Below are 15,586 nucleotides of genomic sequence, written 5' to 3'. Positions count from 1 at the left end.
CCACGGCGCCCAACCATGGGCGGCGCTGCGCGAGGCGCTGCGTGGCCAGCCTTTCGAAGCCCTGGCCACGGCGCTGCACGACAGCACGTTGGTGCTGGGCGAGGCCACCGACGGCGCCAGCAGCGCCGAGGAATTGCGCCAGGAGCTGCATGAACTGATGCGGCGGCTGCGTATCGAACACCTGAAGGCGCGCGAGACCGAACTGCTGGCGCGTGCCGCGCACGACCCCGCCGCGTTGGCGGACTATCGGCGTGTGCAGGCCGAGCGGCGCGCCTTGCTCGAAGGCGAGGATGCGGTATAATGAAAAGCTTCGCAAGTGCGACAGCAGCACCTCCGGACAGAGCCCGCCGGGCCCGCTTGAACCACCAAGCCCGCACACCCCGGCGCCGCGGCAGCACGACCGCAGGCTGATGGCGCCCCGCGCCGATTCCGCAAGGGCTGCACACCAAATGTTCGCCCACCGGCTTGCGAAATATCGACCACGCCCCCACCTTGCCCGGGCGCGTGGTTGGGGCTGGCCGCCGCCATGGCGTCCGCCCGCTTGGCCTGCTTTGGACCCCACCACGCTTGGATCGTCGTGTTGACCTGAACCCTGCCGGCCCCGCGCCGGATGGAGAGCGTTTGCCGTGAGCACCCGCAAAAAGACCACCGCTGCCGAACCCGTCGAGTCGATGGAAACCGCCGCCGCGCCGGCGCCGGCTGCCCGCAAGCGCAGCAGCAAAAAAGCCGCTGAAGCCGAGGCCGCGGCCGCCAGCGTCCCTGCCCAGGCTGCCAGTGGGGCCGAGGCGGACGCGGCGCCAAAGCCCAAAGCCCGCAAGGCCAAGACCAGCGGCGGTGGCGGCGCCAAGCGCGGCCGCAAACCGAAGGCCAAGGCGTCCGGCGACGACGACGTCTTTGCCGACGCCGAGCTGGACGTGCTGGATGACGAGCTGGCCGACGTCGACGCCGAGGCCGTACCCGACGAGGTGGAAGCCGCGCCGGACGAGCCGGCCGAAAAGGCCAAGCGGCTGCGCATGAAACTGTCCAAGGCCAAGGAACGCGCCTTGATGAAGGAATTCGGCCTGGACGACACGGTGCTGACCGAAGAGGAAGCCAAGCTGCGGCGCGAAAAGCTCAAACAGCTGATCAAGCTTGGCAAAACCCGCGGCTACCTGACGCACGCCGAAATCAACGACCACCTGCCTGACAAGCTGGTCGAGCAAGAGACGCTGGAGATCGTCGTTTCGCTGCTCAACGACATGGGCGTGGCGGTCTACGAGCAGACCCCCGACGCCGAAACGCTGCTGCTGACCGGCGCGCCCACGGCTGTCACCTCCGAAGAAGAAGCCGAGGAAGAAGCCGAAGCGGCGCTGTCCACGGTGGACAGCGAGTTCGGCCGCACCACCGACCCGGTGCGCATGTACATGCGCGAAATGGGCACCGTCGAGCTGTTGACGCGCGAGGGCGAAATCGAAATCGCCAAGCGCATCGAGCGCGGCCTGCACGACATGATGGCGGTCATCTCCGAGTCACCCGCCACCATCGCCGACATCCTCAAGATGGCCGACGATATCCGCGCCGGCACGGTGATCATCTCCACCGTCGTCGACGGTTTCCGCGACCGTGACGAGGCGGACGACTACGTCGCCGAAGAAGACTTCGACGACTACGAAGATGATGACGACGGCAAGGGCGGCTCCAAGGCGTTGACGCGCAAGATGGAGGAACTCAAGCAGGAGGCGCTGCGTCGCTTCGACCTCATCCGCGCCGATTACGATGAGCTGCGTGACGTGGTGGCCGCCGAAGGCTGGGGCACGCCACGCTACCGCGAGGTGCAAGCGCGCATCACCGAAACGCTGATGACGATCCGCTTCACCGCCAAGACCATCGAAACGCTGCGCGACACGGTGCGTCAGCAGGTCGAAACGGTGCGCAAAATCGAGCGCGAGCTGCGCCGCATCATCGTCGACAAGTGCGGCATGCCGCAGGACAAATTCGCCGCCGAGTTCCCGTCCAACCTGCTCAACCTGCAGTGGGTCGAACGCCAGGCCGCGGCCGGCAAGCCGTGGAGCGCGGTGCTGGGGCGCAACATCCCCGCCATCCACGAGCTGCAGCAAAAGCTGATCGACCTGCAAACGCGGGTGGTCGTGCCGCTGGAAGAGCTCAAGGCGATCCACAAGCGCATGAACGACGGCGAGGCCATGTCGCGCGACGCCAAGCGCGAAATGATCGAAGCCAACCTGCGCCTGGTGATCTCGATCGCGAAGAAGTACACCAACCGCGGCCTGCAATTCCTGGACCTGATCCAGGAAGGCAACATCGGCCTGATGAAGGCGGTGGACAAGTTCGAATACCGCCGTGGCTACAAATTTTCCACCTACGCCACGTGGTGGATCCGGCAAGCCATCACCCGCTCGATCGCCGACCAGGCGCGCACGATCCGCATCCCCGTGCACATGATCGAGACGATCAACAAGATGAACCGCATCAGCCGCCAGCACCTGCAGGAGTTTGGCGTCGAGCCAGACGCCTCGATCCTGGCGGAAAAGATGGACATGCCGGAGGACAAGATCCGCAAGATCATGAAGATCGCCAAGGAGCCGATCTCGATGGAAACCCCCATCGGGGACGACGACGACTCGCACCTGGGCGACTTCATCGAGGACACCACCAACGTCGCGCCGGTGGACGCCGCGATGCAGGCTGGGCTGCGTGAGGTGGTCAAAGAAATTCTCGACACCCTCACGCCGCGCGAAGCCAAGGTGCTGCGCATGCGCTACGGCATCGAAATGTCCACCGACCACACGCTGGAGGAAGTGGGCAAGCAGTTCGACGTCACGCGCGAGCGCATCCGCCAGATCGAAGCCAAGGCGATCCGCAAACTCAAGCACCCGAGCCGCTCGGAAAAGCTGCGCAGCTTTTTGGACAACCTGTGATCGGCACCTGCCCCGGGTGAGCAGCCCACCACGCCGCCCACCCCGGGGCGTCCCGCCACACGGCAAGCCGTTGGGCTAAGATCGTCGGCATGACCCTGCGTCGCAAGCTGCCGATCGGCATCCAAACCCTGCGCGACATCCGCGACGGCGGTTACTACTACGTCGACAAAACGCCGCTGGTGGCGCAACTGACCCACAGCGGCAAGTACTATTCAAGGGCGCGACGCCGACGTGCGCTTTGCCATGCTGACGGGTGTGAGCAAGTTTTCCAAGGTGTCGATCTTTTCCGGGCTCAACAACCTGCGCGACATCACCCTGTCGGCACAGTATGGCACGCTGTGCGGCTACACCGAAGACGTCAGCCACGAAGGGCAGTGCGACCTCACCGTCAAGCACGCCGGCATCGCCTGGGTATTTGAGTTCAAGGTGGTCGATGGCGACCAAGGCACGGGTGAGGCGCTGCGCCAGCTGCAGGCGCGCAACTACGCGGCCAAGTACCGCGGCGCGCCCGGCATCGAGCGCGTCATCGAGGTTGGTGTGGAGTTCAGCCGCACGCGGCGGCAGGTCGTCGGGTGGGACGTGCGCGCGCGGTAGCCGTGCCCCACCCCGCACGGCTGGGCATGCAGGCCCGGCAGGTGGGGGCGTCGGCACGGTACGGCGATCAGGCCTGCACCTCCAGCGCCATGACCCCCGTGGCGGTGTTCGAGATCGGGATATGGTAGTTGCGGTGCACCAGGCGCACGCCGCTGCCGGCCTCGGTCAGCGCGGCGCGCATGGCCAGCCACATCAGCAGCTCCACCCCCTGGGTGCCGGCGAGTTCCACCAGCTCCCGGTCGGTGAACTGGGTGGCCCATTGCGGGTTGGTCTCCATGCTTTGCAGAAATTGCAGGTCGAAGCGCTTGTTGATGAAGCCGGCCCGCTCACCCTCCAATTGGTGGCTCAGCCCGCCGGTGCCGATGACGGCCACGCGGCGGGCATCGTCCCAGCAGCCGATCGCGCGGCCAACGGCGCGGCCCAGCTCGTAGACGCGGCGGGCAGTCGGCAAAGGAAACTGCACGGTATTGATGTGGATCGGCACGATGCGCACCGGCGCCGGCTGTTGGTCGGGCCAAAACAGCTGGAATGGGATCGTGCAGGCGTGGTCGACCAGCATCTCCTGGCAGACGGTCAGGTCGAATTCGGCCGCGGTCAGCTGTTCGACCAGGTGCCATGACAGCTCGGGGCAGCCCGCCAGCGGTGCGGTGGTCGGGATACCCCAGCCTTCGTCGGCGTGGCGGTACTCGGCCGCCGCGCCGATGGCAAACACCGGCAGCTTGTCGAGGAAAAAATTCAACCCATGGTCGTTGTAAAAGACCACGGCCACCTCCGGCTGCACCTGCTGCAGCCACGTGTGAATCGGGGGAAAGCCATCGAAAAACGGCTTCCAGTACGGCTCGGCCTGCCGCCCTTTGGCAATGGCGGCACCGATGGCAGGGATGTGCGAGGTGGCCAAGCCACCGACGATCTGGGCCATGGCAACGTGCTCCTGTGCGTGGGTTGGAAGGGCAGCGGGGTCAGCACTGCTGGTTGGCCGCGACGAGCTTGGCCTGAAACTCGGCCTTGGTGACGCCGGTTTGCTGCGCGCCAATGTCTTGCATGTCCCAGCCAAAGATGCCAGCCAGCTTGGCCAGGTAGTAGGCGTTGCCACCGGCGGCCAGCATCGCCAGCACCTGGCCGCTGCGCACAGCTTGTTTTTGCGCCTCGGTCAGGCCATAGCGCTGCATGTAGCCCTCGGGGTCGTTGCGAAACGCCTCGCGGTTGGCGGCGTCGTTGAACGAAAAGCACATTTTGTTGAGCGCGTAGCCGCGCTGCGCCAGCGTGGCGTCAAACGGCTGCGTGCCCGGGATGGGACGGTGATGCGGTTGGCTCATCGGGCCGGTCTCCTCTGGAAAAACTCAGCGGCGGGGTGGCAAGTCACCACCGTGCCGCCGGCCCAGTGTCGCGCAGGGCTTGCATCGTGTAAACCGATCCATCAAGATACGACACATGAATGAAATTGATGAGTCGGCACTGGACCCGCGCTCGTTGCGGTTGCTGCTGGCGGTGCTGGAGACGGGATCGTTCACGCGCGCGGCGCAACACCTGGGCTTGACGCAATCGGCGGTGAGCCACGGTGTGCAGCGGCTGCGTCAGGCGCTGGGGGACCCGCTGTTTGTCAAAAGCGGACGCGGCATCGTGCCCACCGCACGGGCGCAAAGCCTGGCGGAGCCGGCGCGTGAGCTGCTGACCGCGCTGCAGCGGCTGGCGCACGCGCACGCCTTCGACCCGGCGCGCTGGCAGGCCGAAATCACGATCGCGGCCAACGATTTGCAGCGCGACGTGCTGGTGCCGCCGCTGCTGGCGCGCTTGCGCGCGGCCGCGCCCGGGGTGACGCTGCGCATTGTGCCCTCTGGCGCGCCGACGCCGGAGCTGCTGCGCGACCGCCATGCACACCTGCTGCTGACACCGCGCCCACCGCAGGTGCACGACTTGCTGCAACGGCGCTTGTTCGTCGACCGCTGGGTGGTGTACCACGACCCCACCCAGCGCCCTGCCCCCACGACGCTGGAGGACTATCTGGCGGCGGAGCACGCCACCGTGGTGTACGAGCCACGGCGCACGCTGGCGCTGGACGATGCGCTGCTGCGGCGTGGGGTGCGGCGGCGCATCCGCGTGACGGTGCCGGGGTTTGCGGGGCTGGGCGCGCTGCTGCGCGGCAGCGACTTGCTGGCCACCGCCCCGGCGCGTCTGGCCCAGCACCTGCTGGCCGGACTGGCGTGGGTCGAGCCACCGCTGCCCTGCCCACCGTTGCCGATGTACCTGGTGTGGCACCGGCGCGACCATGACGACCCGGCATTGCGCTGGTTGCGCGCGCAGCTGGTGGAGGTGGCCGCCACCGTCGCCGGCTAAAAACGCTCGGTGTCCACTTCCTCTTCGCCCTGCGCGTTGTAGCGCGCGCCGCTGGGCGCGCCGGGGACGAAGATGGCGTCGAGCTCGGCCAGCACCGCCGCGCCCGGCTGCACGTGCAGCGCACCCAGGTCTTCCAGCAGATGCGCCACACGCGTGGTACCGGGCAGCGCGTGCACGTGCTGCCCGCGCGCCAATACCCACGCCAGCGCCAGCTGCGCCGGGGTGCAACCCACTTGCTCGGCCAGCGCCACCAGGCGCGTACGCAACGCCAGGTTGCGCGGCCAGTGCTCGGGGGCAAAGCGCGGCATCGCGCGGCGGATGTCCTGCGCGTGCAACGCCTGGGGGTCGGGCGGGGTGCTGGTGAACACGCCACGCCCCAGCGGGCTGAACGCCACGAAGGCCACCCCCAGCTCGCGGCAGGCATCCAGCACAGCGATTTCGGGGTTGCGCGTCCACAGCGAATACTCCGACTGTACCGCGGCAATCGGATGCACGGCGTGGGCTCGGCGCAGGGTGGCGGCGGACACTTCGCTCAAGCCAATGGCGCGGATCTTGCCCTCGCGCACCAGGTCGGCCAGGGCGCCGACGCTGTCTTCGATCGGCACGCGCTTGTCCCAGCGGTGCAGGTAGTACAGGTCGATGGCGTCGGTGCGCAGGCGCCGCAACGCTTCATCGCAGGTGGTTTTCAGGGTAGCGGGCCGCCCGTCGATGACGCGCACGCGCTTGCCATCGCCGCGCAGGTCCACGCCGGTCATGCCGCACTTGCTGGCCAATACAAAGCGGTCGCGGTGCGGGGCCAGGTACTTGCCGATCAGCGTTTCCGACAGGCCAAAGCCGTACAGCGCTGCGGTGTCGAAATGCGTCACGCCGGCGTCCAGCGCCGCCAGCAGCAGTCGCGCGGCGTCGGCCTCGGGTACTGGCTCCCCGTAGGCGTGGCAGATGTTCATGCAGCCCAGCCCGATGGCCGAAACGCTGAACGGCCCCAACCGCCGCTGCGGCAGCGGGGTCGGCGGCGCCTTCAGGGGCTGCGCTGGGGTCGCGGCAACTCCGTCGGATGTCGAAGACGTCGACGCAGCCATGGCGGTTCAACGTGGTGCCGGGCCGTTGTCGGCCAGCAGTTGTTGCTCCAGCTGGTGCAGCACCTGGTAGCACGGCAGCACCTGCGCAACGCTGGCGTTGGGCTCGCGCCGTTCACGGATGGCGGCAAAAAACTCGCGGTCTTGCAGCTCGATGCCGTTGAGCGACACGTCCACACCCGACACGTCGATCGGCGTCTCGGGCCCTTTGCTGTGCGACTGCACCAGGTCGTCGTAGCGTGCGATGTAGGTGCCGGTGTCGCCGATGTAGCGGAAGAACGTGCCCAGCGGGCCGTCGTTGTTGAACGACAGCGACAGCGTGCAAATCGCCCCGCTGGCGGCCTTGAGCTGGATGCTCATGTCCATCGCGATCTTGAGCTCAGGATGGTACGGCCCCTGGATGGCGTGCGCCTGCACGATGGGGCTGCGCGTCTGGTACGCGAACAGGTCCACCGTGTGCGCGGCGTGGTGCCACAGCAGGTGGTCGGTCCACGAGCGCGGCTGACCCAACGCGTTCATGTTGGTGCGCCGGAAAAAGTAGGTCTGCACGTCCATTTGCTGGATCGTGTACTCGCCGGCCAGGATGCGGCGGCGCACCCATTGGTGGCTGGGGTTGAAGCGGCGGGTGTGGCCGACCATGGCCACCAGACCTGTCTGGCGCTGCAGCTCGACCACTTCTTCGCCCTCGCGCAGCACGTCGCACAGCGGGATTTCCACCTGCACGTGCTTGCCAGCCTCAAGGCACTGCTTGGCCTGCCGGGCGTGGATTTGGGTGGGGGTGCACAGGATCACCGCGTCCACCTCGCGCATCGCCAGCGCGTCGGCCAGCTCGGTGCTGGTATGCGGGATGCCGTACTTGTCGGCCACCTCGCGGGTTTGGTTGGGATCGCGGCCGATCAGCGAAATGACCTTGACATCGGGGATGTTGCGGATGGCGTCGAGGTGTTTTTGGCCAAAGGCCCCCGGCCCGGCCAGGGCAACTTGGATGGTCATGCGGCGTTCTCCAAAATCAGGTGTCCGACGGCGGTGTTGCTCGCCGGTACATGGTAAAAGCGATGCGCCACGCGCGGCTTGGGGCCGCCGGCCACGTCGGCCATGGCGCCACGGGCGATCAGCCACATCACGAGCTCGATGCCCTCGGAACCGGCTTCGCGCACGTATTCGATGTGCGGCACCTCGGCCAAAGCGGCCGGGTCGTCGATCAGGCGGTCGAGGAACTGGTTGTCCCATGCCTTGTTGATGAGGCCGGCGCGCGGCCCCTGCAACTGGTGGCTCATGCCGCCGGTGCCCCAAATCTGCACGTTGAGGTCGTCGTCGAAGCTTTCGATCGCGCGACGGATGGCCTGCCCCAACTGGAAGCAGCGCCGCCCGCTGGGCACCGGGTACTGCACCACGTTGACGGCAAACGGGATGACCTTGAACGGCCACGCCTGCGGCTGGCCGCACATCAGCGACAGCGGCACGGTCAGGCCGTGGTCCACCGCCATCTTGTTGACGATGGTGAGGTCGAAGTCCTCTTGGATGACGCTTTGCGCGATGTGGCTGGCCAGCTCGGGGTGGCCGATCACCGGCGGCACCGGGCGCGGCCCCCAGCCTTCGTCGGCGATGGGGAATTCGGCCGCGGTACCGATGGCGAAGGTCGGGATCAGCTCCAGGCTGAACGCGGTGGCGTGGTCGTTGTAGACCAGGAACACGACGTCGGGCGTGTGCTCGCGCAGCCACTGTTTGGAAAACTCGTAGCCGGCAAACAGCGGCTGCCAGTACGGCTCGTGGGTTTTGCCCAGGTCGATGGCCGCGCCGATGGCGGGAACGTGGCTGGTGTAGACGGAGGCGGTGATGCGTGCCATGGATGAGGTCTCCCGGGGATGGTCACAGCAAGCGGCCACTGCCGTGGCCTTGGGGCTGGCGATGCGGCTGGGCGTCGCCGTCCTCACCCAGGTGGCGGTTGCCCTCGATCGAGCGCCCACCGCGCAGCATCATCGCGCGGTACTCCTCTTCGGTCATGCCGGTCATCGAGCCCGCCATCTGCTGAAAACTCTTGCCGTGCGTGGCGCCGAGCTTGGCCAAAAAGTAAATGTTGCCGCCCAGTTGGATGCAACGGTTGAGGTCGCCGTCGAGCACGGCCTGTTTTTGCTCTTCGGTCATCGGCCACTCGTCCAGGTAGGCACGGCGGTCGGCCAGGTAGCGCTGGCGGTTTTCCGGCTTCATCAGGCTCATGCAGAACTGGTTGAGCCAGTAACCGCGGCGCGATTGGTCGGCGTCGAAGATGACGGTGCCGGGGATGTCGGCGTAGGGTTTGTGCAGGGCCATCTCAAACCTACTAGCGGGTACAAACAAAACTCTCTGCCTTCGTTTGATCTCCGCCCCGATAGCGCGGGACCTCAGGCCAACGACAAAGCGGACGACTACGGATCACTGCAAACGGCGGCTTATCGGCCTGTTCGACCACCGTGAGCGTCGCTGGGGCGCGCCCGCGCTCGACCCAATCTACCAGTACGTCCAGCATGTCTACTAGTGCAGGTGCACCAGTGCCGACGTGGTCGACGTTTGGAGCGACATACAGACGGGCAAACTCCGCGACTCGATCTGCACCGAGCCGTCGTTCAACACCCTCAAAATATTGGATACCCGCGTAAGGACTTTGTGCATAATCGCCCATGTACTCAAACATAATTAACTTGCCGCCGCGAGCCGCAAACGCCGAGAGATCAGGATCAGTTGCATCCATTAGACGAGATATGTACATAACACGATCACGATATTCGCGCGGATCGTATTTTCGAACGTCGAGCGCAGGGTCGCGCGCGAAGAAATACTGTATAGCACCAGCGCCGTAATACCACGCGATGCCGTTCTTGGGTGGTGCGGAAGGCGGAAAATCGGGAGGCATCTCGCCCAGCCACCAGCTCACCCAACCACCGGCTGCCCCGGATGCCGGAATCGCCTCGCCACTCGGTCCGCGACCCGGATACTCGCGCACGCCGTTAGCAAGACCGAACGGCATAACGAGCGGACTCATTAGGGTGCGTATCGCTGCGATTTGCGACTGTGTCAGGCAACCGTGCGGGGGCGTACCTGCACCCACCGCACCGCAAGCAAGAGCGTCAATATCGAAGCGCTCGCGGCAAGCTAGCGGATCACCGACGATGCCATCGGCAAGACCGTCGAGCGCATCGCAGGCAGCGAGCACCGCGCGACCGACGAGCTCCGTGTGAGCACGGTTCATCCACCCGCCACGAGCCAGCGCCAGGCCATCGCGCAATCCAGTATGCTGAAGTCCCGTCCAGTTAAGAACAGGCACGCGTGAATAGATGCCATCAAAAGCATCCGGATAGCGCTGCGCCATCACGAGGCCCTCTCGCCCACCCTCGCTACTACCGACGAAATATTGGCGCTCTGGCGGAGCACCATACGCGCGACGTACAAGCTCAATAGCAACGTCGCGCACTTTCTTGTATGAAGCGTGAGCAAAGTTGACCAGCGCTTCATCATCCAGCGCAAAGCGCTGCAGTGGCTCACCCGGTTTGTTTTGGTGGCCAGAATCGGTACCCACAGTAACGAACCCGCGGGCTAACGGAACCGGGTAGTCATAAGGCTGCCCAGGCACCAGCCCGGTTCCTGTGATCAAGACCCCATTAAACCCGCCGCCACCGTATTGGACCAACCGTCCATTCCATGTCAGCGGGAGGTTCACTCTAAACAAAATTTCTGACGAGCCCGCATTAACCGGCGCAATACGCCCTATAAGCCTGCAGTAAGCAGGCAAGGCAGGCTGGATACGCGCGGCCGGCGTTGGCCCTCCATCGCTGACACGAAGGGATTTCGATTCCTCCCAGCTGGCTTCTATAACCGTCGCGGGGCCACTGCCAGTGCCGGTATCCGCGCCAATGAGGCCGGCATCGATCGTAGCCCCCCTGAAAGCCTCGCAGCGTTGCGGAAGCTCGTTATACGTGCGGGGCGCATCCAGTCTTGGCGAATCGGCCCAGCCGTATTGCGCCACTACGCACACAAGTACCACCCACAGCTTCCGCGTTATAGTCATCATAATCATTGTCTCCTCTCTTTAACACTCTTCCGGCCAATACAGGCGCATCGGGTTGTCCACCAGCAGCTTGCGCTGCAGCTCGGGCGTCGGCGCGATGTGCGGGATGAAGTCCACCAGCAGCCCGTCGTCGGGCATGTGGTCCTTGAGGTTGGGATGCGGCCAGTCGGTGCCCCACAGCACGCGGTCGGGGAAGGTTTGCACGAGGTGACGCGCAAACGGGATGACGTCGGCGTACGGCGGCTGCTCAGGCCCGCAGCGGCCCGGCAGCGCCGGCGGGCCGGACACCGACAGCCGCTCTGGGCAGCTGACCTTGGTCCAGATGTTGGGGTGCTCGCGCAGCAGCCGCACGAACAGGCCAAACTCGGGGCCATCCAGCGGCTTGCGCACGTCCGGGCGGCCCATGTGGTCGACGACGACGGTGGTGGGCAGCGCGGTGAAAAAGTCCCACAGCTCCGGCAGGTCCTGCGCCTCGAAGTACACCACCACGTGCCAGCCCAGCGGCGCGATACGCTGCGCGATCTCCAGCAGCTCGTCCTTGGGCGTGAAGTCCACCAGGCGCTTGACAAAATTGAAGCGCACGCCGCGCACGCCGGCGCTGTGCAGGGTCTGCAGTTCGGCGTCGGTGACGCTGCGCCGCACGGTGGCCACGCCACGCGCCCGCCCGCCGCTGGCGACGCAGGCGTCCACCAACGCGCGGTTGTCGGCGCCGTGGCAGGTGGCCTGCACGATGACGTTGCGCGCAAAGCCCAGGTGGTCACGCAGGGCAAAGAGTTGCTCCTTGCTGGCGTCGCAGGGGGTGTATTTGCGCTCGGGCGCGTAGGGGAAACGCTCGCCCGGGCCGAAGACGTGGCAGTGGGCGTCCACGGCGCCGGGGGGCAACTGGAAGTGCGGCTGGCTCGGGCCGTCGTACCAGTCGAGCCAGCCGGGCGTTTTGACAAAGCCACCGGTGGTGGGTCGGTCCATCGCAACCCTCCCCCGCTTCAGTCGATGTAGCGCAGGCCCGCCTGGGCCAGCGCCGGGCGCATGTCGTACATATCCAGCCCCAACACGCCGGCAGCCAGCTTGGCACGTTTACCCGCCTCGTTGGCTTCGCGCTTGCGGGCGGCCTCCAGCGTGGCGGCGGCCTTGTCGCGCGGCACGACGACGACGCCATCGTCATCGGCCACGACCACGTCCCCCGGGTGCACCAAGGCCCCGGCGCACACCACCGGGATATTGACCGACCCGAGCGTGGCCTTGATCGTGCCCTTGGCGCTGATGCACTTGCTCCAGACCGGAAAGCGCATCTCGGTCAGCGTTTTGACGTCGCGCACGCCGGCGTCGATGACCAGCGCGCGCGCGCCACGGGCCTGAAAGCTGGTCGCCAGCAGGTCGCCAAAGTAGCCGTCGCAGCACTCGGCGCTGATGGCGGCCACGACGATGTCGCCGGGCTGGATTTGCTCGGCCACCACGTGCATCATCCAGTTGTCGCCCGGGTGCAGCAGCACCGTGACGGCGGTGCCGGACACCTGCGCGCCCGGGTAAATGGGCCGCATGTACGGCTTCATCAGGCCAACGCGGCCCATGGCCTCGTGCACGGTGGCGCTGCCAAAGGCAGCCAGCGCGTCGGCGACATCGCGTGGGGCGCGCTCAATGCGGCGGTACACGACACCGAGTTCGTAGTGCATCGGGAGTCCTCCTGCGTCAGTGGGGGTGGGTCACAGGCCGCGCGCCTTGAGCTTGGCGTCCAGGCGCGGGAAGACCCGCCGCGCGTTGGTCTCGAACACCTTGCGGCGCGCCTCATCGTCCAGGTGCGGCGTGGCCAGCACGTAGCGCTTGGTGTCGTCGTAGTGGTGGCCGGTTTCGGGATCGATGCCGCGCACCGCGCCGATCATCTCGCTGGCAAACAGGATGTTGTCCACCGGCACGACCTTGGTCAGCAAATCGATGCCCGGCTGATGGTACACGCAGGTGTCAAAGAACACGTTGCCCAGCAGGTGTTGCTGCAACGGCGGCTTTTTGAGCTCCTGCGCCAGCCCACGGTAGCGGCCCCAGTGGTATGGCGCGGCGCCGCCCCCGTGCGGGATGATGAAGCGCAGCGTCGGGAAGTCCTTGAACAGATCGCCCTGGATCAACTGCATGAACGCCGTGGTGTCGGCGTTGATGTAGTGCGCGCCGGTGGTGTGAAAGCACGCGTTGCACGAGGTGCTGACGTGCACCATGGCGGGGATGTCGTACTCGGCCATGACCTCGTAGATCGGGTACCACCAGCGGTCGGTCAGCGGCGGCTCTTTCCAATGCCCGCCGGAGGGGTCGGGGTTGAGGTTGATGCCGACGAAACCGTACTGCTCGATGCACTTGCGCAGCTCGGGGATGCAGGTGCGCGGATCCACCCCAGGCGACTGCGGCAGCATCGCCGCACCAACGAAATGTTCCGGGAACAGTTGCGTGACGCGGTAAACCAGCTCGTTGCAGATGGCGGCCCAGGTGGCCGAGGTGTTGAAGTCGCCGATGTGGTGCGCCATGAAGCTGGCGCGCGGACTGAAGATGGTCAGGTCACCACCGCGCTCGCGCATCTTGGCCAGCTGGTTGGTCTCGATCGACTCGCGGATCTCGTCGTCGCTGATGCGCAGCTCGGCCGGGGACGGGGCCAGGCTGGGGTCGTTCAGCGCCGCGATCTGACGGTTGCGCCATGCTTCCAGCGCCTTCGGCGCCGTGGTGTAGTGGCCGTGGACGTCAATGACGAGCGGGGGTCTCATAGGGTGCTCCAAAGGGACGAATCCAAAAAGCGTGTTGGGGTGCCGTGCAGGGCGGGGATGGCACGTTTCATCGGGCTGGCTCCATGCCTTGACGGCGTTTGGCCTCGTCGGCGGCTGGCGAGGCCATGAACGCCAGCACGCGGCGCACGGCATCGCCATGGGGGCTGCGGCACGCCACCGCACCGGCAAACACGGTCACCAACCCCAACTCGGGCGGCAACGTGCCAACCAGCTGGATGCCGGGGATGTGAATCAGCTCGCTGAGCTGTTGAAAACCCAGGTCGATGTCCTCCGACGCGACCAAGCTGCCGACCGGCACACCGGGCGGCGGCACGACCAAACGCTGGCGCACCAGCTCGCCCAGCCCCCAGTCGTCGAACAAACGCTGCAACGCCTGGCCACTGGGGCCGGTGGACACGCCGATGCGCCGCGCCTGCTGCACCGCCGCGCGCACGTCGGCGGCGCTGTCCAGCGCGGGCCGCGCGGCGTGGGCCGGCACCGCCACCGCCACCGGCGAGCGCACCAGGTCGACGATGCTGTCGACGCAGACGTGGCCGTCGGCGGCCAAGCGTTGCAGCGCATCGCGGGCCAGGAAGACCGCGTCGAACGGCTCGCCGGCGGCCACGCGCCGCGCGGCATCCACCCCACCAACCGATTCGATCAGCAGCGGCTCGCCCCCGCTGGCCTGCCAGGCCTGCGCCAGCTCGGCCAGCAGCAGCCGCGTGGCCATCGACGAAATGCCGCGCAGCGTCGGCGCGGCCGCAGGCGGGTGGATGGGGCTGGATGCGGACATGGCAGCGCCGATTGTGCAGGGGTTGGTGGGTCAACGCGCAGCATGGCCGCACTAGCTGCTATCGCACAATGTAATAGATTGGCACCGTGGTGGCTACAATCGGCATTCCTCACGACCTTGGTGCGAGGCCGCTGCCATGGACCTCAGGCAACTGGAATATTTTGTGCGCGTGGCCGAGCTGGGCAGCTTCACCCGCGCTGCGCACGCGCTGGGGGTGGTGCAGCCGGCCCTCAGCCGCCAAATCCGCGCGCTGGAGGTGGAGCTACGCCAGCACCTGCTGGTACGCAACGGACGCGGCGCCGTCCCCACCGAAGCCGGCAAGGTGTTGCTGGCGCACGCACGCGGCATCCTGCACCAGGTGCAGCGCGCGCGCGAGGAACTGGGCCGCGTGCGCGGGGCGCTGGCCGGGCGGGTGGCCATTGGGCTGCCGCCCAGCCTGGCGCGCACGCTGGCGGTGCCGCTGACGCGCGCGTTTCGGCGCGCGCTGCCGCAGGCCACGCTGTCGATCAGCGAGGGGCTGACCGTGGCGATGCTGGATGCGCTCACGCAGGGCCACCTGGACCTGGTGCTGGCCTACAACCCCCCGCCGCTGCCGGACATCACGTTGCAGCCGTTGTTCGACGAGCCGCTGGCGCTGGTGCAGCGGCGCCAGCCGGGGCTGGCCGAAGATCCGCCGTTGCCGGTGCCGCTGCGCGAGGTGGCCACGCTGCCGCTGATCATCCCCAGCCGCCCCAACGCGCTGCGCGTGCAGGTGGAGGCGGCCCTGGCGATGCTGGGGCTCAAACCGCAGGTAGAGCTGGAAATCGACGGCGTGGCGGCCATCCTCGAACTGGTGGCCGACGGTGTCGGCGTGGCGATCCTGTCGCCGCACGCGCTGGTGGCCGCCGCCCATGCCGACGAACTGATCGCCCGCCCGCTGAGCGAGCCCGCGTTGCACGCGCACGTCATGCTGGCCTGCAGCGACCGCCGGCCTGCCACGCTGACCCAGCAGGCCGCCGCCGACCTGATCCGCGCCCTGTGCGCCGAGCGGTTCGGCGCCCCCAGCGCCGCACCGTCCGCCACCAGCGCCTGACAGCGCGCTTTGGCCGCAG

15 protein-coding genes and 2 pseudogenes are annotated in these 15,586 nt (G+C 66.8%); 6 read left to right on the top strand and 11 right to left on the bottom strand.

Translation table 11 applies throughout. The features are described 5' to 3' along the window. The 4 genes and pseudogenes from Taqua_RS13240 to Taqua_RS08980 all read left to right on the top strand — a co-directional run. Positions 1 to 301, top strand: a pseudogene (locus Taqua_RS13240) (hypothetical protein); the annotation flags it as partial. A 370-nt stretch (positions 302 to 671) separates the two neighbouring features. Beyond that, the gene (gene rpoD, locus Taqua_RS08990; protein WP_144326349.1) at positions 672 to 2,915 is read left to right on the top strand and encodes an RNA polymerase sigma factor RpoD; all 2,244 of its coding nucleotides are present in this window, start codon (positions 672 to 674) and stop codon (positions 2,913 to 2,915) included. Positions 2,916 to 3,004: 89 nt separating this feature from the next. Continuing rightward, positions 3,005 to 3,088 (top strand): annotated as a pseudogene (locus Taqua_RS13795) (hypothetical protein); the annotation flags it as partial. Positions 3,089 to 3,170: 82 nt separating this feature from the next. Beyond that, positions 3,171 to 3,509 carry a PD-(D/E)XK nuclease domain-containing protein gene (locus tag Taqua_RS08980; protein WP_246094670.1) on the top strand — a complete coding sequence of 113 codons (339 nt, stop codon included), beginning with the start codon at positions 3,171 to 3,173 and terminating at the stop codon, positions 3,507 to 3,509. Between the two features lie 67 nt (positions 3,510 to 3,576). Here Taqua_RS08980 and Taqua_RS08975 read toward each other — a convergent pair whose 3' ends face one another. Together Taqua_RS08975 and Taqua_RS08970 are read right to left on the bottom strand one after the other, a co-directional pair. Continuing rightward, on the bottom strand, positions 3,577 to 4,428 hold the full coding sequence (locus Taqua_RS08975; protein WP_144326342.1) for a class III extradiol dioxygenase family protein: 852 nt from the start codon (positions 4,426 to 4,428) through the stop codon (positions 3,577 to 3,579). Between the two features lie 40 nt (positions 4,429 to 4,468). After that, positions 4,469 to 4,825, bottom strand: coding sequence for a protocatechuate 4,5-dioxygenase subunit alpha (locus Taqua_RS08970; protein ID WP_144326341.1), 357 nt, complete (start codon positions 4,823 to 4,825; stop codon positions 4,469 to 4,471). Between the two features lie 115 nt (positions 4,826 to 4,940). Between Taqua_RS08970 and Taqua_RS08965 the strand changes: the two genes are divergently transcribed. Further along, positions 4,941 to 5,843, top strand: coding sequence for a LysR family transcriptional regulator (locus tag Taqua_RS08965; protein WP_144326340.1), 903 nt, complete (start codon positions 4,941 to 4,943; stop codon positions 5,841 to 5,843). On the opposite strand, the gene Taqua_RS08960 is transcribed toward Taqua_RS08965, so the two are convergent. The 9 genes from Taqua_RS08960 to Taqua_RS08920 form a co-directional block, all read right to left on the bottom strand. Beyond that, entirely contained in the window at positions 5,840 to 6,844 is a 1,005-nt protein-coding gene (locus Taqua_RS08960) for an aldo/keto reductase (protein ID WP_144326348.1), read from the bottom strand. The genes Taqua_RS08965 and Taqua_RS08960 overlap by 4 nt on opposite strands. An 84-nt stretch (positions 6,845 to 6,928) precedes the next feature. Next, positions 6,929 to 7,912: a Gfo/Idh/MocA family oxidoreductase gene (locus tag Taqua_RS08955; RefSeq protein WP_144326339.1), complete on the bottom strand. Its 984-nt coding sequence runs from the start codon at positions 7,910 to 7,912 to the stop codon at positions 6,929 to 6,931. Then, entirely contained in the window at positions 7,909 to 8,766 is an 858-nt protein-coding gene (locus Taqua_RS08950) for a class III extradiol dioxygenase subunit beta (protein WP_144326338.1), read from the bottom strand. Before Taqua_RS08950 ends, Taqua_RS08955 begins: the two co-directional genes overlap by 4 nt. Before the next feature lie 22 nt (positions 8,767 to 8,788). Further along, positions 8,789 to 9,229 carry a protocatechuate 4,5-dioxygenase subunit alpha gene (ligA, locus tag Taqua_RS08945; RefSeq protein WP_144326337.1) on the bottom strand — a complete coding sequence of 147 codons (441 nt, stop codon included), beginning with the start codon at positions 9,227 to 9,229 and terminating at the stop codon, positions 8,789 to 8,791. A gap of 10 nt (positions 9,230 to 9,239) precedes the next feature. Further along, entirely contained in the window at positions 9,240 to 10,964 is a 1,725-nt protein-coding gene (locus Taqua_RS08940) for a tannase/feruloyl esterase family alpha/beta hydrolase (RefSeq protein ID WP_246094669.1), read from the bottom strand. An 18-nt stretch (positions 10,965 to 10,982) separates the two neighbouring features. After that, positions 10,983 to 11,927, bottom strand: a complete 945-nt coding sequence (locus tag Taqua_RS08935) for an amidohydrolase family protein (RefSeq protein WP_144326336.1) — start codon at positions 11,925 to 11,927, stop codon at positions 10,983 to 10,985. Positions 11,928 to 11,944: 17 nt separating this feature from the next. After that, positions 11,945 to 12,631, bottom strand: a complete 687-nt coding sequence (ligK, locus tag Taqua_RS08930; RefSeq protein WP_144326335.1) for a 4-carboxy-4-hydroxy-2-oxoadipate aldolase/oxaloacetate decarboxylase — start codon at positions 12,629 to 12,631, stop codon at positions 11,945 to 11,947. Positions 12,632 to 12,661: 30 nt separating this feature from the next. Next, a complete protein-coding gene (locus Taqua_RS08925) occupies positions 12,662 to 13,702 on the bottom strand; it encodes an amidohydrolase family protein (RefSeq protein WP_144326334.1) in 1,041 nt (346 codons plus the stop codon). 67 nt (positions 13,703 to 13,769) lie between these two features. Then, positions 13,770 to 14,495 carry a substrate-binding domain-containing protein gene (locus tag Taqua_RS08920; protein WP_246094668.1) on the bottom strand — a complete coding sequence of 242 codons (726 nt, stop codon included), beginning with the start codon at positions 14,493 to 14,495 and terminating at the stop codon, positions 13,770 to 13,772. 136 nt (positions 14,496 to 14,631) lie between these two features. Between Taqua_RS08920 and Taqua_RS08915 the strand changes: the two genes are divergently transcribed. After that, positions 14,632 to 15,567, top strand: coding sequence for a LysR substrate-binding domain-containing protein (locus tag Taqua_RS08915; protein ID WP_144326333.1), 936 nt, complete (start codon positions 14,632 to 14,634; stop codon positions 15,565 to 15,567). The last annotated feature ends 19 nt before the right edge of the window (positions 15,568 to 15,586 follow it).

This window comes from Tepidimonas aquatica (assembly GCF_007556585.1).
GTDB classification, from domain to species: Bacteria; Pseudomonadota; Gammaproteobacteria; order Burkholderiales; family Burkholderiaceae_C; genus Tepidimonas; species Tepidimonas aquatica.
Note: the sequence above shows the minus strand (reverse complement) of the source record. Positions and strands in the feature narration are given on the sequence as shown.